At 67.2% G+C, this 22,152-nt stretch carries 24 protein-coding genes; 19 read left to right on the top strand and 5 right to left on the bottom strand.

Annotation, left to right across the window (positions count from 1 at the left end; all coding sequences use genetic code 11):
- The first annotated feature begins 11 nt into the window (after positions 1-11).
- From rho to IRG63_RS00290, 3 genes are read left to right on the top strand one after another with little or no spacing between them, the layout of a single operon-like run.
- Positions 12-2,054 (top strand): transcription termination factor Rho, encoded by a 2,043-nt coding sequence (gene rho, locus IRG63_RS00300; RefSeq protein ID WP_193508839.1) that lies wholly within the window; start codon positions 12-14, stop codon positions 2,052-2,054.
- Positions 2,055-2,059: 5 nt separating this feature from the next.
- Positions 2,060-3,136 carry a peptide chain release factor 1 gene (gene prfA / locus IRG63_RS00295; RefSeq protein WP_193508838.1) on the top strand — a complete coding sequence of 359 codons (1,077 nt, stop codon included), beginning with the start codon at positions 2,060-2,062 and terminating at the stop codon, positions 3,134-3,136.
- A gap of 14 nt (positions 3,137-3,150) precedes the next feature.
- A complete protein-coding gene (locus tag IRG63_RS00290) occupies positions 3,151-4,185 on the top strand; it encodes a DUF418 domain-containing protein (RefSeq protein WP_193508837.1) in 1,035 nt (344 codons plus the stop codon).
- Positions 4,186-4,328: 143 nt separating this feature from the next.
- On the opposite strand, the gene epsC is transcribed toward IRG63_RS00290, so the two are convergent.
- Both epsC and cysK read right to left on the bottom strand, forming a co-directional pair.
- Positions 4,329-4,892 (bottom strand): serine O-acetyltransferase EpsC, encoded by a 564-nt coding sequence (gene epsC, locus IRG63_RS00285; RefSeq protein WP_168627867.1) that lies wholly within the window; start codon positions 4,890-4,892, stop codon positions 4,329-4,331.
- 6 nt (positions 4,893-4,898) lie between these two features.
- Positions 4,899-5,834: a cysteine synthase A gene (gene cysK / locus IRG63_RS00280; protein WP_168627866.1), complete on the bottom strand. Its 936-nt coding sequence runs from the start codon at positions 5,832-5,834 to the stop codon at positions 4,899-4,901.
- Positions 5,835-5,965: 131 nt separating this feature from the next.
- Between cysK and prmC the strand changes: the two genes are divergently transcribed.
- Positions 5,966-6,823: a peptide chain release factor N(5)-glutamine methyltransferase gene (prmC, locus tag IRG63_RS00275; protein WP_193508836.1), complete on the top strand. Its 858-nt coding sequence runs from the start codon at positions 5,966-5,968 to the stop codon at positions 6,821-6,823.
- A gap of 4 nt (positions 6,824-6,827) precedes the next feature.
- On the opposite strand, the gene IRG63_RS00270 is transcribed toward prmC, so the two are convergent.
- On the bottom strand, positions 6,828-7,568 hold the full coding sequence (locus IRG63_RS00270; protein WP_193508835.1) for a TetR/AcrR family transcriptional regulator: 741 nt from the start codon (positions 7,566-7,568) through the stop codon (positions 6,828-6,830).
- A gap of 127 nt (positions 7,569-7,695) precedes the next feature.
- Here IRG63_RS00270 and IRG63_RS00265 point away from each other — a divergent pair, with 127 nt between their 5' ends.
- The 14 genes from IRG63_RS00265 to IRG63_RS00200 all read left to right on the top strand — a co-directional run bounded on the left by IRG63_RS00265 (position 7,696) and on the right by IRG63_RS00200 (position 19,580).
- Complete coding sequence (locus tag IRG63_RS00265; protein WP_193508834.1) at positions 7,696-8,604, top strand: ATP-binding cassette domain-containing protein; 909 nt, start codon at positions 7,696-7,698, stop codon at positions 8,602-8,604.
- Entirely contained in the window at positions 8,601-9,383 is a 783-nt protein-coding gene (locus tag IRG63_RS00260; RefSeq protein ID WP_168627862.1) for an ABC transporter permease, read from the top strand. Before IRG63_RS00265 ends, IRG63_RS00260 begins: the two co-directional genes overlap by 4 nt.
- Before the next feature lie 44 nt (positions 9,384-9,427).
- A complete protein-coding gene (locus IRG63_RS00255) occupies positions 9,428-10,090 on the top strand; it encodes an L-threonylcarbamoyladenylate synthase (protein WP_168627861.1) in 663 nt (220 codons plus the stop codon).
- Complete coding sequence (locus tag IRG63_RS00250; protein WP_168627860.1) at positions 10,087-11,229, top strand: MraY family glycosyltransferase; 1,143 nt, start codon at positions 10,087-10,089, stop codon at positions 11,227-11,229. The genes IRG63_RS00255 and IRG63_RS00250 overlap by 4 nt, the downstream gene beginning before the upstream one ends.
- Positions 11,226-11,696, top strand: a complete 471-nt coding sequence (locus tag IRG63_RS00245) for a hypothetical protein (RefSeq protein ID WP_193508833.1) — start codon at positions 11,226-11,228, stop codon at positions 11,694-11,696. Before IRG63_RS00250 ends, IRG63_RS00245 begins: the two co-directional genes overlap by 4 nt.
- A gap of 91 nt (positions 11,697-11,787) precedes the next feature.
- Positions 11,788-12,612: a F0F1 ATP synthase subunit A gene (gene atpB, locus IRG63_RS00240; RefSeq protein WP_210422931.1), complete on the top strand. Its 825-nt coding sequence runs from the start codon at positions 11,788-11,790 to the stop codon at positions 12,610-12,612.
- A gap of 46 nt (positions 12,613-12,658) precedes the next feature.
- Positions 12,659-12,883 carry an ATP synthase F0 subunit C gene (gene atpE, locus IRG63_RS00235; RefSeq protein WP_168627858.1) on the top strand — a complete coding sequence of 75 codons (225 nt, stop codon included), beginning with the start codon at positions 12,659-12,661 and terminating at the stop codon, positions 12,881-12,883.
- A gap of 27 nt (positions 12,884-12,910) precedes the next feature.
- A complete protein-coding gene (locus tag IRG63_RS00230) occupies positions 12,911-13,516 on the top strand; it encodes a F0F1 ATP synthase subunit B (RefSeq protein WP_168627857.1) in 606 nt (201 codons plus the stop codon).
- Positions 13,517-14,308, top strand: a complete 792-nt coding sequence (locus IRG63_RS00225) for a F0F1 ATP synthase subunit delta (protein WP_193508832.1) — start codon at positions 13,517-13,519, stop codon at positions 14,306-14,308.
- 46 nt (positions 14,309-14,354) lie between these two features.
- Complete coding sequence (gene atpA, locus IRG63_RS00220) at positions 14,355-15,992, top strand: F0F1 ATP synthase subunit alpha (protein ID WP_168627855.1); 1,638 nt, start codon at positions 14,355-14,357, stop codon at positions 15,990-15,992.
- Positions 15,993-16,037: 45 nt separating this feature from the next.
- On the top strand, positions 16,038-16,937 hold the full coding sequence (locus IRG63_RS00215; protein ID WP_168627854.1) for a F0F1 ATP synthase subunit gamma: 900 nt from the start codon (positions 16,038-16,040) through the stop codon (positions 16,935-16,937).
- A gap of 25 nt (positions 16,938-16,962) precedes the next feature.
- On the top strand, positions 16,963-18,477 hold the full coding sequence (gene atpD, locus IRG63_RS00210; protein ID WP_227411675.1) for a F0F1 ATP synthase subunit beta: 1,515 nt from the start codon (positions 16,963-16,965) through the stop codon (positions 18,475-18,477).
- A 1-nt stretch (position 18,478) separates the two neighbouring features.
- A complete protein-coding gene (locus IRG63_RS00205) occupies positions 18,479-18,742 on the top strand; it encodes a F0F1 ATP synthase subunit epsilon (protein WP_168627853.1) in 264 nt (87 codons plus the stop codon).
- Between the two features lie 97 nt (positions 18,743-18,839).
- The gene (locus IRG63_RS00200; protein WP_193508831.1) at positions 18,840-19,580 is read left to right on the top strand and encodes a YaaA family protein; all 741 of its coding nucleotides are present in this window, start codon (positions 18,840-18,842) and stop codon (positions 19,578-19,580) included.
- Between the two features lie 6 nt (positions 19,581-19,586).
- On the opposite strand, the gene IRG63_RS00195 is transcribed toward IRG63_RS00200, so the two are convergent.
- On the bottom strand, positions 19,587-20,099 hold the full coding sequence (locus IRG63_RS00195) for a methylated-DNA--[protein]-cysteine S-methyltransferase (protein WP_193508829.1): 513 nt from the start codon (positions 20,097-20,099) through the stop codon (positions 19,587-19,589).
- Between the two features lie 104 nt (positions 20,100-20,203).
- On the opposite strand from IRG63_RS00195, the gene IRG63_RS00190 reads away from it, so the two are divergent.
- Positions 20,204-21,166 carry an aldo/keto reductase gene (locus IRG63_RS00190; protein ID WP_193508828.1) on the top strand — a complete coding sequence of 321 codons (963 nt, stop codon included), beginning with the start codon at positions 20,204-20,206 and terminating at the stop codon, positions 21,164-21,166.
- 71 nt (positions 21,167-21,237) lie between these two features.
- On the opposite strand, the gene IRG63_RS00185 is transcribed toward IRG63_RS00190, so the two are convergent.
- Positions 21,238-22,143 carry an NADP-dependent oxidoreductase gene (locus IRG63_RS00185; protein ID WP_168627849.1) on the bottom strand — a complete coding sequence of 302 codons (906 nt, stop codon included), beginning with the start codon at positions 22,141-22,143 and terminating at the stop codon, positions 21,238-21,240.
- Positions 22,144-22,152: the final 9 nt, after the last annotated feature.

Here is a 22,152-nt window from a genome sequence, read left to right as displayed (position 1 = left end):
GAATCCTCTCAGTGACCGAATCCAACGTTCGAGCCGCAGCGCCGAACTCAGGTACCACCACGCTTTCAGCACTGCGCCTGCCCGAGCTTCAGGCTCTCGCGGCCGAGCTCGGCATCAGTGGTGCCTCCAAACTTCGTAAAGGAGAACTCGTGGAGAAAATCTCCGAGGCCCAGGACGGTGCTTCAGCGCCCGAATCCGAATCGTCCGCAGGCGGCGCCGTCGCCACCGCGACTGAGCCCGCCGTGAGCGAGCCCGTGACCGAGCCTGCGCCCGCCGCAGAGCCGTCGGCCGAGCAGCCCGTTGCCGAGCAGCCCACTGCCGAGGAGGCCCCGGCTGCAGCGCCGCGCAAGCGTGCCCCGCGTCGCGCCACGGCAGCTGCGGGAGTCATCACGACGACCGAGGCGCCCGCCGCAGAGCAGACCACGCCGCCCGCTCCAGCAGAAGCGGCCGGCACCGACACCGTCGTCGCCGAGCAGGCAGAGGCCGCCGACACCGCTGCGGCCGAGCCGGCCCAGCAGCGCGGACGCAAGTCGGCCGCAGACCACGTCAATCACGGCGAGACCGGCGTCAGCATCCCGACCGATGGCGAAGCCGAGGGTGCCGAGGCCGGCGAGGGTGGCGAGGAGCAGCCGCGCCGCGGCCGCAACCGCAACCGCCGCGGCGGCGGCGATCGCCAGCAGGGTGAGCGCCAGCAGGGCGAGCGCCAGCAGGGTGAGCGCCAGCAGGGCGACCGCCAGGATCGCCAGCAGCAGCAGCAGCAGACCGACCGTCAGCAGCAGGGCGAGCGTCAGGACCGTGGCCACGGCGACGGTGAGACCGAGCGCAGCGGCCGCAGCCGTTACCGCGACCGCAAGCGTCGCGGCCAGGGTGGCGGCGACGACCTCGAACCGGAGCTGAGCGAGGACGACGTCCTCATCCCCGTCGCGGGCATCCTCGACGTGCTCGACAACTACGCATTCGTGCGCACCAGCGGCTACCTGCCCGGCAACAACGACGTGTACGTCTCGCTCGGCCAGGTCAAGAAGTACAACCTGCGCAAGGGTGACGCTGTGGTCGGCGCCATCCGCCAGCCGCGTGAGGGCGAGAACACCAGCCGCCAGAAGTACAATGCGATCGTCAAGATCGACTCGGTCAACGGCATGCCGCTCGACTCGCTCGCGGAGCGCGTCGAATTCGGCAAGCTCACCCCGCTGTACCCGGCCGAGCGCCTGCGCCTCGAGACGGAGCCGAACAAGCTCACGACGCGCATCATCGACCTGGTCTCCCCGATCGGCAAGGGCCAGCGCGGACTGATCGTCTCGCCGCCGAAGGCAGGCAAGACCCTCGTGCTGCAGGCGATCGCCAACGCGATCACCAAGAACAACCCAGAGGTGCACCTCATGGTCGTGCTCGTCGACGAGCGACCGGAAGAGGTCACCGACATGCAGCGCACCGTCAAGGGTGAGGTCATCGCCTCCACCTTCGACCGCCCCGCTGAGGACCACACGACCGTCGCGGAGCTCGCCATCGAGCGTGCCAAGCGCCTGGTCGAGCTCGGCCACGACGTCGTCGTGCTGCTCGACTCGATCACTCGTCTCGGCCGCGCCTACAACCTGGCAGCACCGGCATCCGGACGCATCCTCTCCGGTGGAGTGGACTCGTCGGCGCTGTACCCGCCGAAGCGCTTCTTCGGCGCCGCGCGCAACATCGAGGACGGCGGCTCGCTGACAATCCTCGCGACGGCGCTTGTGGAGACCGGCTCCAAAATGGACGAGGTCATCTTCGAGGAGTTCAAGGGCACCGGCAACATGGAGCTGCGCCTCTCGCGTCAGCTCGCCGACAAGCGCATCTTCCCCGCGGTCGACGTCAACGCATCCGGCACCCGTCGTGAGGAAATGCTCATGGGTGTTGACGAGACCAAGATCGTCTGGAAGCTGCGCCGCGCCCTCGCCGGACTCGACACCCAGGCCGCGCTCGAGCTCGTGCTCGGCCGGTTGAAGGACACCTCGAGCAACGTCGAGTTCCTGATGCAGGTGCAGAAGTCGATGCCGTCACCCGGATCGAAGGACGACTAACCGGCATGTTCGAGTCAGTGGCATCGCTGCTGGCCGAGCATGAGGACCTGCAGAGGCAACTCTCGGATCCCGCCGTTCACGCGGATGCGGCCAGGGCGAAAAAGATCAACCGGCGCTACGCCGAGCTCAGCCAGATCAAGGCTGCCCACGAGCACTGGATTCAGGCGGGGGAGGACCTCGCCGCGGCGCGCGAACTCGCCAAAGAGGACGCAGCGTTCGCTGAAGAGGTCCCATCCCTCGAGGAGGCCCAGCGGGTCGCGCAGGAGAAGCTGCGCCGATTGCTGATCCCCAGGGACCCGGATGACGGCCGTGACGTGATCATGGAGATCAAGGGCGGCGAGGGCGGTGCCGAGAGCGCGCTGTTCGCGGCCGACCTGCTGCGCATGTACCTGCACTACGCAGAGTCCAAGGGCTGGAAGACCGAGCTGCTCGATCGCAACGAAAGCGACCTCGGCGGCTACAAGGACGTACAGCTCGCGATCAAGTCCAACGCGAGCGACCCCTCGCAGGGCGCCTGGGCGCACCTCAAGTACGAGGGCGGCGTGCACCGCGTGCAGCGCGTCCCGGTGACAGAGTCACAGGGGCGCATCCACACCTCGACGACCGGTGTGCTGGTCTTCCCGGAGGTGGACGAGCCGGAAGAGGTCGAGATCAACCAGAACGACCTCAAGATCGACGTCTACCGCTCGAGCGGTCCCGGTGGCCAGTCGGTCAACACGACCGACTCTGCGGTGCGCATCACCCACGTGCCGACCGGCATCGTCGTGTCGATGCAGAACGAGAAGAGCCAGCTGCAGAACCGCGAGGCGGGCATGCGCGTGCTCCGCGCTCGCCTGCTCGCGCGGCAGCAGGAGGAGCTTGCGGCCGCGGCGTCCGATGTCCGCAAGAGCCAGATTCGCACCATGGACCGCTCGGAACGCATCCGAACCTACAACTTCCCGGAGAACCGCATCGCCGACCACCGCACCGGGTACAAGGCGTACAACCTGGACGCGGTCATGAACGGCGCGCTCGACGCGGTCATCGAATCGTGCATCCAGGCGGACGAGGAAGCGAGACTCGCCGATATCGGCGACAAGTAGCCGACAATGATGGGGTGACACCACCCCGGCTGGCTGGCATCGACATCGCCCGTGGCCTTGCGCTGATCGGGATGTTCATCGCGCATGCGGCGCCTTACCCGGATCCGGATGCCGAATGGATCGTCGACGGTCGCTCGTCGCTGCTGTTCGCCACCCTCGCGGGGGTGTCGCTCGGCTTGATGAGCGGTTCAGCGGAGCCGACAGCGGAACGTGGCCGTATGCGGCAGACCGTGGTGCTGCGTGCGCTGCTTCTCATCCTGCTCGGGCTGGTGCTGTGGATCGTGCCGACCGACATTGCGATCATCCTCGACTACTACGGCGTGATGTTCCTGCTGCTCGTTCCGCTGCTGTTCCTGCCGCGCCGCGTGCTCGCGATCGTCGCCGTCACGCTGTTCGTGATCGCGCCGCTGCTGGCGGATGCCGCGCAGCCGATCGTGGACGGTGCCACGACACCGGCCCTGGTCGTCGTGCCGGTCGAGTGGCTGCTCACCGGCTATTACCCGGCCCTGGTCTGGCTACCCGTGCTCATCCTCGGCCTGATCGCCGCGCGGAGCGACCTGCGCCGCGTCGGAACCCAGCTGCTCGTGCTGCTGGGCGGCATCGGCGGCATGCTCGTCGGCTACGGCGCCGCAGCGGTGGTCCCTGGCGTTGACGCCTCTGCGCACTCGGCCACGCACGCGGAAATCCTCGGATCAGGAGGCTTCGCGTTCACCGTGATCGGCGCCCTCCTGTTGCTCACCGGCCCCGCACTGGGCGCAGTAGGCGGCGGCCTCCGATTCGCTCTCGCCCCGGTCGCGGCGATGGGCTCGATGCCCCTGACCATCTACACCGGGCAGATCCTGGTGATCGCGTCGTTCTTCATCGCAGCCGGCCGCCCGTTCGTCGTCTACGACAGCTGGGCGCTCGTCGTCTGGCTCATCATCGGCTCAGCGCTGTTCGCGCTCCTCTGGCGCCGCTTCGTGGGTCCCGGCCCGCTCGAGTGGGTGATGCGCCAGCTGACGAGCCCGCCGTCACTGGCGACGGACCGAACCCCGACAACGACTACCTAGGTCCTCAGGAGGTTGAGGTGTGGGAGGGATGTCTGCGGGGTTGCGAGTTTTGAAGGGTTCGGGCGGCCCGCCAGGGCCTCCCGAACCCTTCAATGTTTGAGCGAGGAGCAGATATCCCTCCCACACCCGACCAGCCGGACTAGTCAGATGTACATCGCCGGGTCGATCCACTGCTCAGGCTGATCGCGTTTCGTGCGCGGCTTGATCACGGCCGGAACCCCCACCGCAAGCGAGCCGGGCGGCACGTCGTGCACGACCACGGCGTTCGCGCCCACGACACTGCCCGCGCCCACCGTCACTGCGCCCAGCACCTGGGCGCCCGCGCCCACCACAACGCCGTCTTCCAGCGTCGGGTGGCGCTTGACCTTGCCGAGGTGCTTACCGCCGAGCGTGACGCCGTGATACAGGGTCACGTCGTCGCCGATCTCCGCCGTCTCGCCGATCACGACGCCCATGCCGTGATCGATGAACAGCCGCCGGCCAATGGTGGCGCCCGGGTGGATCTCGATGCCGGTGAAGAAGCGGCTGAGCTGCGACAGCACGCGCGCGAGGGTCTTCAGGTTGTGGCGCCACAGCCAGTTGTTGAACCGGTGGTTCCATACCGCGTGCAGCCCGGAGTAGCTGAGGAACACCTCAAGCCGGCTGCGGGCAGCTGGGTCCCGCATGAGGGCATTGCGGATGTCCTCACGCGCGCGTCTGAAGGGCACGTCGGCTCAGTCCTCCAGATCCTCGAAGAGGACAGTCGAGAAGTAGCGCTCGCCGAAGTCCGGCACCACCACGACGATCGTCTTGCCCGCGTTCTCCGGACGCTTGGCGACCTCGGTCGCGGCGTAGACGGCTGCTCCACCGGAGATGCCCGCGAGGACGCCCTCCTCGGTGCCGAGGCGGCGGGCGGTGCGGATGGCATCCGGCAGCTCGACGTCGAACACCTCGTCGTAGACGTCACGGTTGAGCACGCTCGGCACGAAGTTGGCGCCGAGGCCCTGGATCTTGTGCGGCCCTGCCGTGCCCTCGCTCAGCAGCGGGGAATCCTTCGGCTCCACCGCGACGACCTTCACCTCGGGCTTGCGCTCCTTGAGCAGGCCGCCAGCGCCGGTGATGGTGCCACCGGTTCCGATGCCAGAGACCAGGATGTCGACGGCGCCGTCGGTGTCCGCCCAGATCTCCTCACCGGTCGTCTCACGGTGGATGCGCGGGTTGGCGTCGTTGTCGAATTGCTTGGCCAAGATCGCGCCCGGGGTGTTCGCCGCGAGCTCCTCGGCCTTCTGCACGGCGCCGCGCATGCCGTCGGCACCGGCGGTCAGCACGATCTCGGCCCCGTACGCGCGCAGCATCTTGCGGCGCTCCTTGCTCATGGTCTCCGGCATGGTGAGGATGACCTTGTAGCCGCGGGCGGCACCCACGAACGCGAGCGCGATGCCGGTGTTGCCGCTGGTCGCCTCGATGATGGTGCCACCGGGCTTCAACTCACCCGAGGCCTCGGCCGCGTCGACGATCGCGACGCCGATGCGGTCCTTGACGCTCGACGCCGGGTTGTAGAACTCGAGCTTCGCGAGCACCGTCGCCTGCGAACCATCCGTCACCCGGTTGAGCCTCACGAGCGGTGTGCGTCCCACTGCCTGGGTGATGTCGGAGTAGATCTGAGTCATTTCTCTCGCTTTCGTGACTGGCGCGACGGGCGGGCGCCCACGCGCGAGGGCTCGTGCGGGATAACACCGGCTGCGCGCTGGTATTCCCGACCACGACAGAATAGACGTGGCGGTCGAACGGAAGAGGAACTATGACGTCCGGTGTACGACACCTGCGCTCCGAGGCGGCCCGCGAGCTTGCCGCTGCCGGCGTGCCTGACCCTGAGGTCGACGCGGAGCTGCTGATCGGGCACGTGCTCGGCGTGGGGCGCGGCGAGGTGCAGGCAAAGGTGGCGCTGGATGCCGCGCTGAGCGAGGACGATGTCACCGCCCTGCACGGCCTGGTCGCCCGCCGCGCCGCGCGCGAGCCGCTGCAGCACATCACCGGGCGCGCGCCGTTCCGCAATGTTGAGCTGCTCGTCGGACCGGGCGTGTTCGTGCCCCGACCGGAGACCGAGCTCGTCGCGGGCGTGGCCGTCGACGCGTTGCGTGCGGTCGCAGCGGCCGAACCGGTCGCCGTCGATCTCGGCACGGGCAGCGGTGCCATCGCGATCGCCATGGCGACTGAGGTGCCGCACGCGCGCGTGTATGCGGTCGAGTTATCCCCGGATGCTCACGCCTGGGCGAGAAGGAACATCGAGCACACGGGTGCGGCGGTGACCCTCGTGCTGGCTGACCTGGCGAGCGCGCTCGGTGAGCTGGACGGCACAGTGTCCGTCGTCGCCTCCAATCCGCCCTATGTGCCGACGGATGCCGTGCCGCGCGACCCCGAGGTGCGGCTGCATGATCCGGAGCTCGCGCTATACGGCGGATCGGACGGCCTGGATGTCATCCGCGACCTGTCGGCGGCCGCGCTGCGGCTGCTGCACCCGGGTGGCACGCTCGTGATCGAGCACGGCGAGCTGCAGGGCGCTGCTATCCGAGCGCTGTTGACCGGTGACGGCTGGCAGGCGGCAGCCACGCATCCGGATCTCCTCGGGCGCGACCGGATGACGACCGCGATCCGCTGACCGGCTACCGGCTGGTGTAGCTCTCGATGCCGTCGAGGATGCGTTCGAGGCCGAAGAGCATGTCGGTCTCGTACTCGAAGTCTGCCGGGTCACCGCCGGCGTAGACGCCGTCCCGGATGAGCGGGAACAGGTAGGGGAACGCTTCTTCGCTCACCACCTCGGTCAGGGCCGCGGTGCTCTCTGCTCCCATTGTCGCGTTCTCCCCTGCGCGAGTGAGGTCGCGCTCGAGTTGTGCGGTGGCGCGCGCGTAGCTGGTCAGCAGCAGGAGCACTTCGATCTTCTCGCCGGGATCGAGTGGCAGGTCGCGCATGGCGCGCATGGCCCAATCGACGATGACGAGGGCGGTGGGCATCATCGGCACACCGCTCACCGGGATGTCGAGGGTCCACGGGTGCTTCCGGTAGGCGCCGACGAGCGCGTCAAACCACTCGCGGAGGGCCTCTCGCCAACCCTGGGTCTCGTCGAGGGGCGGCACGACGACCCTGGCTGCGGAGTTCTGCATGAGCTGCAGCAGGTCGTCCTTGCTAGTCACGTAGCGGTACAGCGACATCGTCGTGAAGCCGAGCGACGATGCGACCCGGCTCATCGACAGCGCACCGATTCCCTCAGCGTCGGCGATCGCGATCGCCGCATCGATGATCGCGTCGAGGCTCAGCTCGCGCTTGGGGCCGCGTTGCGGCGGCTCGGCGAGACCCCAGGCGAGGGCGATGGCGTGGGGGAGTTTCGGCTCGACTGGCTCTGTCATCGGGTGGCCTTTCACGGTGGGACGCGCTCAGCTTGACAGCACTGTGTGCGTCATACACACTGTGTACATCATAAACTGCGTAGCTCATAAACAGGCTATGCCTCGTAAACAGAAAGGCTAGTCGGCTATGCAAACCCCGGCAATCGCGGTCTCCGGACTGCGCAAGACGTTCGGCACCCACCCGGTGCTGAACGACGTGACCTTCGAGGTCGCGCCAGGCGAGATCTTCGCCCTGCTCGGACCGAACGGCGCAGGCAAGACCACGCTCATCAACATCCTCTCCACGCTGGTCGCTCCGGATGCCGGCACCGCGACGGTGAACGGATTCGACGTTGGGCGCGATCCGCTGGCCGTTCGTCGCAGCATCGGTCTCACCGGACAGTCGGCAGCCGTCGACGAGGTGCTCACCGGCAGTGAGAACCTCCGGATGATGGGACGCCTGTTCGGCCTCAGCCGGTCAGCGAGCGCCGCTCGCGCCGACGAGCTGCTCGAGCGGTTCGACCTCGTCCAGGCCGCACGCAAGCGCGCGAAGACCTACTCGGGCGGGATGCGCCGCAGGCTGGACCTCGCGATCAGCCTGATCGTCGCCCCTTCCGTGTTGTTCCTCGATGAGCCGACCACGGGTCTCGACCCGCGCAGCAGGCAGGAGCTGTGGAACGTCATCCGGTCACTGAAGGAGGACGGCCGCACGGTGTTCCTCACCACCCAGTACCTCGAGGAAGCCGACCAGCTCGCGGACACCGTAGCTGTGCTGAACGAAGGGCACGTCGTTGCATCGGGAACGCCCGCTGCGCTCAAGGCGACAGTGGGCGGCGATGTCGTGGAGGTGCGGGACCGCGCCCGGAACCTGCTGCTGCAACTGCCGACCGACGGAAGCATCCACGGTCTTCGCGCCGCGATCGCCGAGGTCGACGCATCCGGAGTGGATGGGGACGTCACGGTGCGCGAACCCAGTCTCGACGACGTCTTCCTGGCCCTCACCGACGCAGGCGCGGGACACGCAGCGCCAGAACTGATTGGAAGGACCGCACGATGACCACCCTGACCACCCAGCCGCTGCCCTTCGGCGCAGAGGAGGCGACCTTCATCCGGCGCAGCTTGCTGCACTCGCTGCGCGACGGAGAATCCATGGTGATGGCCATCATGCTGCCGGTGATCACCATGCTGATGTTCACGTTCGTGTTCGGAGGCGCGATCGATTCCTCCGGCGACTACGTGAACTACGTCGTACCCGGTATCGTCCTGCTCTGCGCGGGCTTCGGGGCGTCCTCGACGGCCGTCTCGGTCGCGCAGGACATGCAGAACGGCATCGTCGACCGCTTCCGCACCATGCCGATCCGGGCATCGGCGGTGCTGACTGGGCACGTCGTCGCGAGCCTCGTGCGCAACCTGCTCGCCACGGCGCTGGTGATCGGTGTCGGCATCGCGGTCGGATTCCGGCCGCAGGGCTCGCTGCTCGGCTGGCTGGGTGCGCTGGCGCTCGTCGCGCTCTACATCCTCGCGATCACCTACCTGTTCGCGGCGATCGGCCTCGCCGCGGGCAGTGCGGAGGCGGCGGCCAGCTACGGGTTCATCCTGCTGTTCCTCCCGTACGTCTCCAGCGCGTTCGTGCCGATCCAGACGATGCCCGACTGGATGCACTGGATCGCATCGAACCAGCCGCTGACCCCCATCATCGAGACCATCCGCGGACTGCTGATGGGTACTGAGCTGGGCAATGAGCCGCTCTGGGCGCTGGGCTGGTGCGTCGCCATCCTTGCCGTGTCGATCGTGTTCGGAGCTGTCATGTTCCAGCGCAAGGCCGGGCGCCGCTGAGTGACAACAGTCGTCAGATGGTCGCCAAGTAGGATTGTGCCGACATGGCGACCATCTACGACTGCTCCGACAGCTCGGAGCTCCTCACCGGAATGCGCCTCGCGCGAGGCGCGATCGGCCGGGGCGAGCTCATCGTCATCCCTACCGACACGGTCTACGGGGTCGGCTGCGACGCCTTCAACCCGGACGCCGTCCAGCGCCTCCTCGACGCCAAGGGCCGCGGCCGCAACGCACCGCCGCCCGTGCTCCTGCCGGGCATCCCGACGCTCGACGCGCTCGCCGAGGACGTCCCGGATGCTGCGCGCAAGCTGGTCAAGGCGTTCTGGCCCGGCGCACTCACCTTGATCCTGCCGGCACGCGAGTCGCTGCAGTGGGACCTGGGGGAGACCCACGGCACCGTTGCGCTGCGGATGCCAGCCAACAAGGTCGCGCTCGAGTTGCTGTCGGAGACCGGCCCGCTCGCGGTGACCTCGGCGAACAAGACCGGGGAGCCGGCCGCGACCACCGCCCAGGAGGCGGTCGACGCGCTCGGCGACAGCGTCAGCGTGTACCTCGACGGCGGCACGGTCGGTGAGAGCGCGGTCGAAGACGGCCGGAGCAACGGCTCCACCATCGTCGATGTCACCGGCCTGCTCATCGGCGGCGAACTGAAGATCGTGCGCCACGGGGTGATCCCGGACGACGCCATCTGGGAGGCCGTGACGTGATCTTCTACGTCCTCGCGGGGCTCATCGCCGCGGTGGTCACGTTCGCACTGTCCTTCGTCATCTGGAAGCTCAGCTCGCGGTTCCGGCTCTACCCGAAGATCCGCGAGCGTGACGTGCACACCACCCCGACGCCTCGGCTGGGCGGGATTGCCATGTTCCTCGGCATCCTGGTCGCGATGGCGGTCGCGTCGCAGGTCAGCTGGTTCCACCTCGTCTTCGCCGACCCCGGCCAGATCACCGCCATCCTCAGCGCGGCATTCATCATCGTCGTGATCGGCGTCGCCGACGACATCTGGGACCTCGACTGGCTCACCAAGCTCGCCGGCCAGATGATCGCCGCCGGCCTGCTGGTGTGGCAGGGCGTGCAGCTGGTGACCCTGCCGGTGGGTGGCGTCACGGTCGTCCCGCCGATTCTCGGTCTCGTGCTCACCGTCATCGCGGTGGTCGCGGTGATGAACGCGGTCAACTTCATCGACGGCCTGGACGGCCTCGTCGCAGGCGTTGCGATCATCGCCAACGGCGTCTTCTTCCTCTACAGCTACATCCTCGCCCGGGTGGTCGGTGAAGCCGAGTACTTCAACCTCGCCTCGCTGCTCTCCGCGGTGCTGGTCGGCGCGTGTGTCGGGTTCCTGCCGCTCAACTGGCATCCGGCGAAGCTGTTCATGGGCGATGCCGGGTCGATGCTCGTCGGCCTCCTGATGGCCACCTCGGCTATTTCGGTGACCGGGCAGGTGGACCCGAACTCGCTCGACTCCGGCCGCATCCTCGCACCGGCATTCATCCCGCTGTTGCTGCCGATCGCCGTGCTCATCGTCCCGTTGCTCGACTTCTCGCTGGCCGTCCTGCGGCGCTTGCGCGCGGGCAAGTCGCCGTTCTCGGCTGACCGCAAGCACCTGCACCACCGGCTGCTCGACATGGGTCACACCCACCTGCAGGCGGTGCTGATCTTCTACGCGTGGAGCGCCGTCATCGCAGTCGGATGCCTGCTGTTCCTGTTCGTTCCCATCGCCTGGGTGCTCGCGTTCCTCGGCATCGGCTTCGCCGTGTGCGCGTTCTTCACCATCACGCCGCTGTGGCGCAAGTCGTTTGCGGCACGCGCCCGCGGAGCCCATCCCGACCAAGTAGAGGAAATTCCATGACCGTAGTGCCGATGCTCAAGCGCACCCTGGTGCTCGACGCCCTTCTCGCGGTCGCAATCGCCGTGGTCGGCGGCGGGATCGGGTTGTGGGTTGCGGGGACCCCCGGGGTCCTCGGCGCCGTGATCGGGGCCGCGCTGACCTTCGTCTTCATGGGACTGACCGCCTTGACCGTCATCCTCGCTGCCCGGACCACCAAGGGCGACCTGCTCAGCCCCCTGTTCTTCGGGATCGTCCTCGGCGGCTGGATGGTGAAGCTGGCCATCTTCCTGGTGGTCGCGATCGTGTTCGGCAGGAGCCCCGCGATCGACCCGCTCGTGCTGTTCTTCACCGTCGTCGCATCCGTCGTCGGCAGCCTCGCGATCGACGTCTACGCCTTCATGACCAGCCGCATGGGCTATGTCTCGGACGTCAAACTCCCGCATGAAACCGGGGATTCGACACCGCCGAAGTCGTCCGGTGAAAGCTGACGAATCCAGCGATTAGTTCCCTGTGTGAGGTATTGCTAAGCTTTCGCAGGTACCTCCCCCTCTTTCCGCCGCGTGTCCGCACGCCTAAATCTTGGAGACAGCGCTGCTAGTTAACGCTCTCAACACGGTTGTCCTGGCCGCTGCCGGTGAAGGGGAATTCCACGGTCCCTCGTTCGACGACTTCTTCCCGCCGGCCATCCTTTTCGAGGGCACGCCGTTCGAGATCAACCGGCTCATGCTGGTGCGTTTTCTCGCTGTCGCCGCGCTGCTGCTGCTGTTCTGGCTCGGCACCCGGCGGATGCGACTCGTCCCGGGCCGCGGCCAGAACCTCGTCGAACTGTCCATCGGTTTCGTCCGCGACAGCATCGTCTACAACAACCTCGGCGAGAAGGACGGCAAGCGCTTCCTGCCGCTGATCGTGACGATCTTCTTCTCGATCATCGCGCTGAACATCACCGGCATCATCCCGTTCCTGAACATCGCCGGCTCGTCGGTGATCGGGTTCCCGCTGGTGCTCGCGGTGGTCGCGTACATCGCGTTCGTGTACGCAGGCATCAAGAAGAGCCCGGCAGGGTTCGTGCGCAACTCGCTGGTGCCCTCTGGTGTCCCGTGGCCGGTGCTGCTCGTGGTCACGCCGATGGAGTTCATCTCGACCTTCCTGGTCCGCCCGGTCACACTGGCCCTTCGTCTTCTGATGAACATGGTCGGCGGGCACATGCTCCTCGTGCTGTGCTTCTCGGCCACCCACTTCTTCCTGTTCTCCGCCGGTGGATGGTTCGGACTGTTCAGCATCGGCACCTTCGCCTTCGGCTTCGCGTTCACCCTGTTCGAGATCATGGTGGCCGCGCTGCAGGCCTACGTTTTCGCACTACTCACAACGATCTACATCCAGCTCGCGCTGGTTGAAGAGCACTAGAGACGGATCTGGCAACCGCCCGATTCACCCAACGGAAGGAATCACTATGGACCTCGCTGAGCTCACCGGCCACATCGCCCCGGTCGCCTTCGGCATCGCAACCATCGGCCCCGCGATCGGCGTTGGTCTCGTCGTCGGCAAGACCGTCGAGGCCGTTGCTCGCCAGCCAGAGCTTCAGGGTCGCCTCACCGGCCTCATGTTCCTCGGCATCGCGTTCACCGAGGCGCTCGCCTTCATCGGCATCGCCGTCGCGTTCATCCCGTTCCCGTAAGCCACGTAAGCAAGTAAGGAGGCAAGGATGCTTGCTGGAAAGAGCAGCGCATTCCTCGCCGCGGCTGAGGGCGAGACGACTGTGAACCCGCTGCTGCCGGCGGACTACGACATCATCTGGTCGTTGGTCATCTTCGTCATCATCATCTTCTTCTTCTGGAAGTACGCGCTCCCGAAGCTGCAGGCGATGCTCGACGAGCGCTCCGCCGCCATCGAGGGCAACATCGAGAAGGCGAATGAGGCCAAGGCCGAAGCGGATGCCGCACTCGAGGAGTACCGCAAGCAGCTCGCTGACGCGCGTGGCGAAGCCGCGAAGATCCGCGAGCAGGCACGCATCGACGGCACGAAGATCCTGAGCGAGCTCAAGGAGCAGGCTGCCGCAGAGGCCGCCCGCATCACCGCGAACGCCCAGGCGACCATCGAGGCGGAGCGTCAGGCGGCGCTCGTCTCGCTGCGTGCCGAGGTCGGGTCGCTTGCGATCGACCTGGCATCCGGTGTGATCGGCGAGAGCCTCAGCGACGACAGGAAATCAGCGGCGCTCGTCGACCGCTTCCTCGCTGACCTCGAAGCCGGCGAGAAGCAGACGACCGCCACCGCCGGAGCGACCTCCGGCAGGGCGAAGGCGAGAAAGTAAATGGGTTCAGCCACCACTCAGGCGCTCGAGGCGGCGCGTTCAGCGCTGTCAGCAGCTCAGGGTCCGGTGCCGATGTCGACCGGTGCAGAACTGCTGTCGGCAGGTCGGCTCATCGGAGGGTCGAAGCAGCTCGCGTCGGCCATTGCCGACCCGTCCGCCTCGGCCGAGCAGAAGCGCGTCCTCGCTGACCGCATCTTCGGCGCGCTCGAGGAGCAGCCGCGCGGTCTGCTCGACGTGCTGGTGGCCAACCGCTGGTCAAGCGGGGTCGACCTTCTGGCCGGCATCGAGGAGATCGGCATCCGCGCTGTCGCCCGGTCGGCCGACGCGGGAACCGACATCGTCGGTGAGCTGTTCGCGTTCGGTGCAGCGGTCACGTCCGACGCCGAGCTGGAGCTGGCAGTCGTCAGCAAACTCGGGGATGCGGACGCGAAGCTCGCGCTCGTCGACGCTCTGCTGGCGGGCAAGGCCTCCGAGCAGACGCTCGTCATCGTCCGCCACCTGGTGCAGCAGCCTCGCGGCCGCCGCATCGGCGCGCTGCTTCGCGACGCGGCCGAGATTGTCGCGAGCGAGGCCGGCAGCCGCATCGCCACCGTCACCGCAGCTCAGCCGCTCGCATCCGAACAGCTCCAGCGGCTGCGTGCCGGTCTCGCGGCACGCTACGGGCAGCTCACCATCAACCTGGTGGTCGACCCGACGATCATCGGCGGCCTGCGCGTGCAGGTCGGCAACGACGTGATCGACGACACGGTCGCGTCCAAGCTCGGGGAACTCAGACTTCAACTCGCTGGCTAGCGAGTCGACACTTCAGGGGCCTAGCCCCGCACGAAAGGGTACGACAATGGCAGAACTGACGATCAGCCCGGAGGAGATCCGCGGCGCGCTGCAGGACTTCGTGAAGTCCTACGAGCCGAACAAGGCCGCAACGGCCGAGGTCGGCACGGTCATCGACGCCGCGGACGGCATCGCTCACGTCGAGGGGCTCCCGGGCGCCATGGCGAACGAGCTTCTGCGGTTCGCCGACGGCACGCTGGGCCTCGCGCTCAACCTCGACGAGGACGAGATCGGCGTCGTCGTGCTCGGTGAGTTCACCGGCATCGAAGAGGGCATGGAGGTCACCCGCACGGGCGAGGTTCTCTCGGTCCCCGTCGGCGACGGCTACCTCGGCCGCGTGGTCGACCCGCTCGGCAACCCGATCGACGGTCTCGGCGAGGTCGCAACGGATGGTCGCCGCGCGCTCGAACTGCAGGCGCCCGGCGTCATGCAGCGCAAGAGCGTGCACGAGCCGCTGCAGACCGGCATCAAGGCGATCGACGCGATGATCCCGATCGGCCGCGGCCAGCGCCAGCTGATCATCGGTGACCGCCAGACCGGCAAGACCGCTCTTGCGATCGACACGATCATCAACCAGAAGGCGAACTGGGAGTCGGGCGACACCGACAAGCAGGTCCGCTGCATCTACGTCGCGATCGGCCAGAAGGGCTCGACCATCGCATCCGTCAAGGGCGCGCTCGAGGACGCCGGCGCGATGGAGTACACCACCATCGTCGCCGCCCCGGCATCCGACGCTGCGGGCTTCAAGTACCTTGCGCCGTACACCGGCAGCGCGATCGGCCAGCACTGGATGTACCAGGGCAAGCACGTCCTGATCATCTTCGATGACCTGTCGAAGCAGGCTGAGGCCTACCGCGCCGTGTCGCTGCTGCTGCGCCGCCCGCCGGGCCGTGAGGCATACCCCGGTGACGTGTTCTACCTGCACTCGCGCCTGCTCGAGCGTTGCGCGAAGCTGTCGGACGAGCTCGGCGCCGGATCGATGACCGGCCTGCCGATCATCGAGACCAAGGCGAACGACGTCTCGGCGTACATCCCGACCAACGTGATCTCGATCACCGACGGCCAGATCTTCCTGCAGTCCGACCTGTTCAACTCGAACCAGCGCCCGGCCGTCGACGTCGGAATCTCCGTCTCGCGAGTCGGCGGTGACGCGCAGCTCAAGTCGATCAAGTCGGTCTCCGGCACTCTCAAGATCGAGCTCGCCCAGTACCGCGCGCTCGAGGCGTTCGCGATGTTCGCATCCGACCTCGACGCCGCCAGCCGCCGCCAGCTCGCGCGAGGCGCCCGCCTCACCGAGCTGCTCAAGCAGCCGCAGTACTCGCCGTACCCGGTGGAGGACCAGGTCGTCTCGATCTGGGCCGGCACCAACGGGAAGCTTGACGAGGTCCCGGTCGAGGACATCCTGCGCTTCGAGCGCGAACTGCTCGACCACCTCGCACGCAACACCAAGGTGCTCGACACGCTGCGCGAGACCAGCAAGCTGGACGACGACACCATCGCGACCCTGGACAAGGAGGTCGACAAGTTCAAGCTGGAGTTCCAGACCAGCGAGGGCAAGTCGCTCATCCAGGCGGGCCACGAAGAGTTCGAAGAACTCGACGAGGAAGACGTCAACCAGGAGCAAATCGTCAAGGCACGCCGCTGAACCGGCCACCTGAGACCGCACGAGTAACACGAGAAGAGTAGGGACATGGGAGCGCAACTTCGGGTCTACCGGCAGAAAATTCGTTCTGCCCAGACGACCAAGAAGATCACTCGGGCCATGGAGCTGATCGCCGCTTCGCGCATCCAGAAGGCGCAACAGCGGGTCGCGGCCTCAGGACCGTACTCGCGTGCGGTCACGCGTGCGGTGTCGGCCGTCGCGACGTACTCCAACGTCGACCACATCCTCACCACCGAGCCGGAGAAGGTCGAGCGCGCTGCGATCGTCATCTTCTCCTCGGACCGCGGTCTCGCGGGCGCGTTCAACGCGAACGTGCTCCGCGAGGCTGAGGAACTCGCGAGCCTGCTGAAGAGCCAGGGCAAGGACGTCGTCTACTACCTCATCGGCCGCAAGGCTGTCGGGTACTTCGCGTTCCGCAAGCGTGCCACCGAGGAAGCCTGGATCGGCGGCACCGACACCCCCAAGGTGGAGCTCGCTCGCGAGATCGGCGATGCCCTGGTGTCGCGGTTCATCCAACCGACGAGCGAAGGCGGAGTGGATGAGATCCACATCGTCTACAACCGCTTCGTGAGCATGCTGACGCAGACCCCCGAGGTCGTTCGTCTGCTGCCGCTGGAGGTCGTCGAGGGTGTCGAGGAGCCCGGGGAGCGCGAGATCCTTCCGCTCTACGAGTTCGAGCCCGAGGTCGACGCAGTGTTGGACGCGCTGCTGCCGGTCTACATCGAGAGCCGCATCTTCAATGCGCTCCTGCAGTCGGATGCGAGCAAGCAGGCGGCGACGCAGAAGGCGATGAAGTCGGCGAGCGACAACGCAGACAAGCTCATCCGGGACTACACGCGCCTAGCCAACAACGCGCGCCAGTCCGAGATCACCCAGCAGATTTCCGAGATCGTCGGCGGCGCAGACGCCCTCGCCTCGGCCAAGTAACTTTCTTTAGGAGAATAGGGAAGCCATGACAACGACAGCCCCCGCTGAGAACAAGAAGCCCGCGGCGCGCAAGCCCGCGGCATCCCGGGCGAAGAAGGCCGACCAGCTGCCGCTCGACAATTCCGGCATTGGCCGCGTCTCGCGCGTCACCGGCCCGGTCGTCGACATCGAGTTCCCGCACGATGCGATCCCCGACATCTACCAGGCGCTGAAGACCACCGTCACCATCGGCGACGACGCGCACGAGATCACCCTCGAGGTCGCGCAGCACCTCGGCGACGACGTTGTACGCGCCATCGCTCTGAACCCGACCGACGGCCTGGTCCGCGGCCAGGAAGTGCGTGACACCGGCGCCCCGATCTCGGTTCCCGTCGGTGATGTCACCAAGGGTCGCGTCTTCAACGTCATCGGCGATGTGCTGAATGCCGAGCCAGGCGAGACCATCGAGATCACCGAACGCTGGCCCATCCACCGCCGGCCCCCGGCGTTCGACCAGCTCGAGTCGAAGACCCAGCTGTTCGAGACCGGCATCAAGGTCATCGACCTGCTCACGCCGTACGTGCTCGGTGGAAAGATCGGCCTGTTCGGTGGTGCGGGCGTCGGCAAGACCGTCCTCATCCAGGAGATGATCCAGCGCGTCGCGCAGGACCACGGTGGTGTGTCCGTGTTCGCCGGTGTCGGTGAGCGCACGCGTGAGGGCAACGACCTCATCCACGAGATGGAAGAGGCGGGAGTCTTCGACAAGACCGCGCTCGTGTTCGGCCAGATGGACGAGCCGCCCGGCACGCGTCTGCGTGTCGCGCTGTCGGCCCTGACCATGGCCGAGTACTTCCGCGACGTGCAGAAGCAGGACGTGCTGCTGTTCATCGACAACATCTTCCGCTTCACCCAGGCCGGCTCCGAGGTATCGACGCTGCTGGGCCGCATGCCGTCCGCGGTGGGCTACCAGCCGAACCTTGCCGACGAGATGGGCATCTTGCAGGAGCGCATCACCTCGACGCGTGGTCACTCGATCACGTCGTTGCAGGCGATCTACGTTCCCGCGGACGACTACACCGACCCGGCCCCGGCGACGACCTTCGCGCACCTTGACGCGACGACCGAGCTCAGCCGTGAGATCGCATCTCGCGGTCTGTACCCCGCGGTCGACCCGCTCACCTCGACGAGCCGCATCATGGACCCGCGCTACCTGGGCGAGGACCACTACCGCGTCGCGACGACCGTGAAGCAGATCCTGCAGAAGAACAAGGAACTGCAGGAGATCATCGCGATCCTCGGTGTGGACGAACTGTCCGAAGAGGACAAGATCACGGTGTCGCGTGCGCGCCGCATCCAGCAGTTCCTCTCGCAGAACACCTACATGGCGAAGAAGTTCACCGGTGTCGAGGGCTCGACCGTTCCGCTGAAGGACACCATCGAGAGCTTCGACGCGATCGCTCGCGGCGACTTCGATCACGTCGCAGAGCAGGCGTTCTTCAACGTCGGTTCGATCTCGGACGTCGAAGAGCGCTGGGCCCAGATCCAGAAGGAGAACGGCTGATATGGCCGACCTCAACGTGAGCGTCGTCTCGGCCGCCCAGGAGGTGTGGTCGGGTCGTGCGAAGCAGATCGTCGCCCGCACGGTCGAGGGAGAGATCGGCATCCTGCCCGGTCACGAGCCTATGCTCGCGATCCTCGGCGTCGGCGAGGTTCGCGTCACGACCGAGGACGGCGCCACCGTCAGGGCAAACGCCGAGGACGGTTTCCTCTCGGTCGAGCACGACACGGTGACGATCGTGGCGCGCAACGCCGAACTGATCTCCTAGAGGCGCGCACTCTTCGAAATCGGCGGGAACCCTGGGGCTCCCGCCGATTTCGTGTCTCACCACCTGCCCATTCGCCGTCTACCTGCGAGCCGCCACGATGCTGATCCTCCTCCCGCCGTCCGAGACCAAACGCGACGGTGGCGCGCCGGACACGGCGCTGGACCTCGCGGCGCTGCGCTTCCCGGCGCTGACCGAACCACGCACGGCGGTCCTCGATGCGCTGGGCTTGCTCGACGAGGATCCCCAGGTCGCCGCGCGGGCGTTGAAGCTCGGCCCCACCCAGTCGCACGAATTGGAACGCAACCGCGCGATCAACCGGTCGCCCCAGCTGCCCGCCATGGACCGTTACACGGGAGTGCTGTTCGACGCGCTCGACGCGCAGAGCCTGTCGGTCGGTGCGCGGGAGTTCGCCGGTCGCCACCTGGTCGTCCATTCGGCGCTGTTCGGACTCGTCGGGGCGCTGGACCCGATTCCGGCGTATCGGCTGTCGCACGACTCGCGCCTGCCGGGCGTGTCGCTGCAGCGCACCTGGCGGGATGCCATCGCGGCCGAACTGGCCCGGGAGACGTTCGTGCTGGATCTTCGCTCCGAGTCCTACGTCGACCTGGGCCCTGCGCCGTCGCAGGCAGCCTACGTGCGTGTGGTGTCCGCCGACGGCGACGGCCGACGGCGTGCGCTGAACCACTTCAACAAGAAGTCGAAGGGCCTCTTCACCCGGGCTCTGCTCGAAGCCGGCATCGAGCATTCGGATGCCGCGTCCCTCACCGCCTGGGCGGCTGGCGCCGGATTCGACCTGACTGTCGCCGACGTCGGCGAGCTGGAGCTGCTTGTCGCCTGAGACCCGTCAGGCTGGCTGGGGGAGCAGCACCCCTTCGTGGGCGAGGAGCCACAGCTTGGTCGGGATGCCTTGTCCGCCCGAGTACCCGATCACGGTGCCGGCGGTGGACAGCACCCGGTGGCACGGCACGATGATCTGCACCGGATTGCTGCGCACGGCCGTGCCCACCGCCCGTCCGGACCCGGCTCGACCGGCCGCCGCGCCGAGAGTCCCGTAACTGATGACCTCACCATGCTCGAGCTCGAGCAATCGATTCCAGATCGCCTGCTGAAACGCCGTGCCGGTCAGCTGCAGCGGCAGGCGAAACTTCCGACGACGACCCGAGAAGTACTGCTCGAGCTGCTGAACAGCACGTTCGAGCACACGATTGCCCCGCTCCGGTTCACCGTCCCGCGGCAGGGTGCCGTTCGACGCGATTACCAGACGCGTGACATTCGCCCCGTCGCTGGAGAGTTCGAGCCGCCCGATCGGGCTGTCGGTGCGGACGAGAAAGGACGGGGACGGGGCTGATGCGGTCATGCGGCGACGGTACTCGGGCGTTGTCGCGTCCGGCACGAACGGCCGGTGATCGGCGCACTCCGCGGCGGTCAAGAGCCGTGGTGAGGAGCGGATAGCGTAGGGGAATGGCAACGATCGACTACCGCAATCTCGGCCCATCCGGGCTCCGTGTCTCCACCGTCGGCCTCGGGTGCAACAACTTCGGCCGCGCCCACACGGCAACGGAGACACAGGAGGGCACCGACCGGGTCATCGGCGCAGCGATCGATGCCGGCATCACACTCTTCGACACCGCAGACATCTACGGCCACGAGCGGGGGCTCAGCGAGACGCTCATGGGCAACGCGCTCAAGGGGCGCCGCGATCAGATCGTGCTCGCGAGCAAGTTCGGCATGGACATGGTCGGCGCTAACGGTCCCGACTGGGGCGCCCGCGGCTCGCGCCGGTACATCCGTCTCGCGATCGAGGCGTCGCTTCGCCGCCTGCAGACCGACTGGATCGACCTGTACCAACTGCACGCCCCGGATGCGCACACCCCGATCGAGGAGACCATCGCGGCGCTCGATGAACTCGTCGACGAGGGCAAGATCCGCTACTTCGGCCACTCGAACCTGACCGGCTGGCAGATCGCCGAGGCTGAGTTCACGGCGCGCCTGAACGGGCACCAGCGCTTCATCTCGGCGCAGAACGAGTACAGCCTGCTCTCCCGCGCTGTCGAGGAGGAGGTGCTGCCGGCCGTGCGCCAGTATGGGCTGGGGTTCCTGCCGTTCTTCCCGCTGTACAACGGCATCCTCACCGGCAAGTACTCGAAGGACGGCGGCCCGAAGGGCGCGCGCATCACCGTCATCAAGCCCGAGCTGATGGCGACTGTGAACTGGGACGCCGTCGAGCGCTACCGCGCGTTCTGCGACGAGCGCGGCGTGAGCATGATCGCGGCGACCTTCGCCTGGCTGCTCGCCCAGCCGAACGTCACGAGTGTCATCGCTGGCGCCACGAGCGTTGAGCAGATCGAACAGAACGCCGGTCTGGGCACGCTGTGGAAGCCCACCGCCGACGAGGTCGCCCAGATTACGGCGATCTTCGCCTAGCTTCCGACGACCTTTGTGCCACCCGGCGCCGAACGTTAGGCCTCGGATGCAAACGTCGTCGGGTGGGCTGGTCAGAGGAGCAGCACGACCTTGCCCGAGCCGTGGCGTGATTCCAGCTCCCGGAACGCGTCAGCGACCTGGTCGAGAGGGAAGGCAGCGCGCACCGGCAGCACCAGGCGTCCATCGGCGAGGTCTGCCGCGAGCTCCTCGAGCTCCGCTGCGGTCTTGCCGCCGCCGCCGACCGTGTTCAGCCCATACGTCTGCGCCGAGGCGCTGTCCGCGATGGTGTTGATGCGTTCCGGCGGGATGCCGAGCGCGAGCCCGGCTTCGATCGACTCGCCCCCGATCGTGTCCAGCATCGCCGTGAACCCCTGTGGCGCGGCTTCGCGCAACCGGTCGAGCATGCCATCACCGTAGGCGACCGGGACGATGCCGAGGCCAGACAGGAAGTCGTGGTGCGCCGGGCCGGCGGTGCCGACGACCTTCGCCCCGGTGCGCAGCGCGAACTGGGCGCTCAGCAGGCCGACGCTTCCGGATGCGCCGCTCACAAACACCGTGTCGGCGTCGCCCAGGCCAAGCGATTGGGTCGACCGCTTCGCGGTGTTGCCGACGAGTCCGATCCCGGCGGCCGCCGCCCAGTCCAGCGAAGCCGGCTTGCGCGCGAGGTTCTTCGCGGGGACAACGACCAACTCGGCCTGCGCGCCGCGGCCGACCCAGCCGAGCACCTCGTCGCCTGCAGCCCATCCGGTGACACCATCACCGACCGCGTCGACGACACCGGCGAACTCGGCACCCTGCAGGCTCGGCAGGGTATGCGACGGCAGGTAGCCGCCGCGACGAACCTTGAAGTCGAACGGGTTCAGACCGGCCGCGCGCACCCGCACGCGCACCGTGCCATCGCCGACCTCCGGATCCGGCAGGTCGACCACCTGCAACACCTCGGGACCCCCGTACTCCGAATAGCTGACCGCGCGCACGCCGACCTC

The organism is Cryobacterium sp. BB736 (assembly GCF_014980265.1).
GTDB lineage: Bacteria > Actinomycetota > Actinomycetes > Actinomycetales > Microbacteriaceae > Terrimesophilobacter.
Note: the sequence above shows the minus strand (reverse complement) of the source record. Positions and strands in the feature narration are given on the sequence as shown.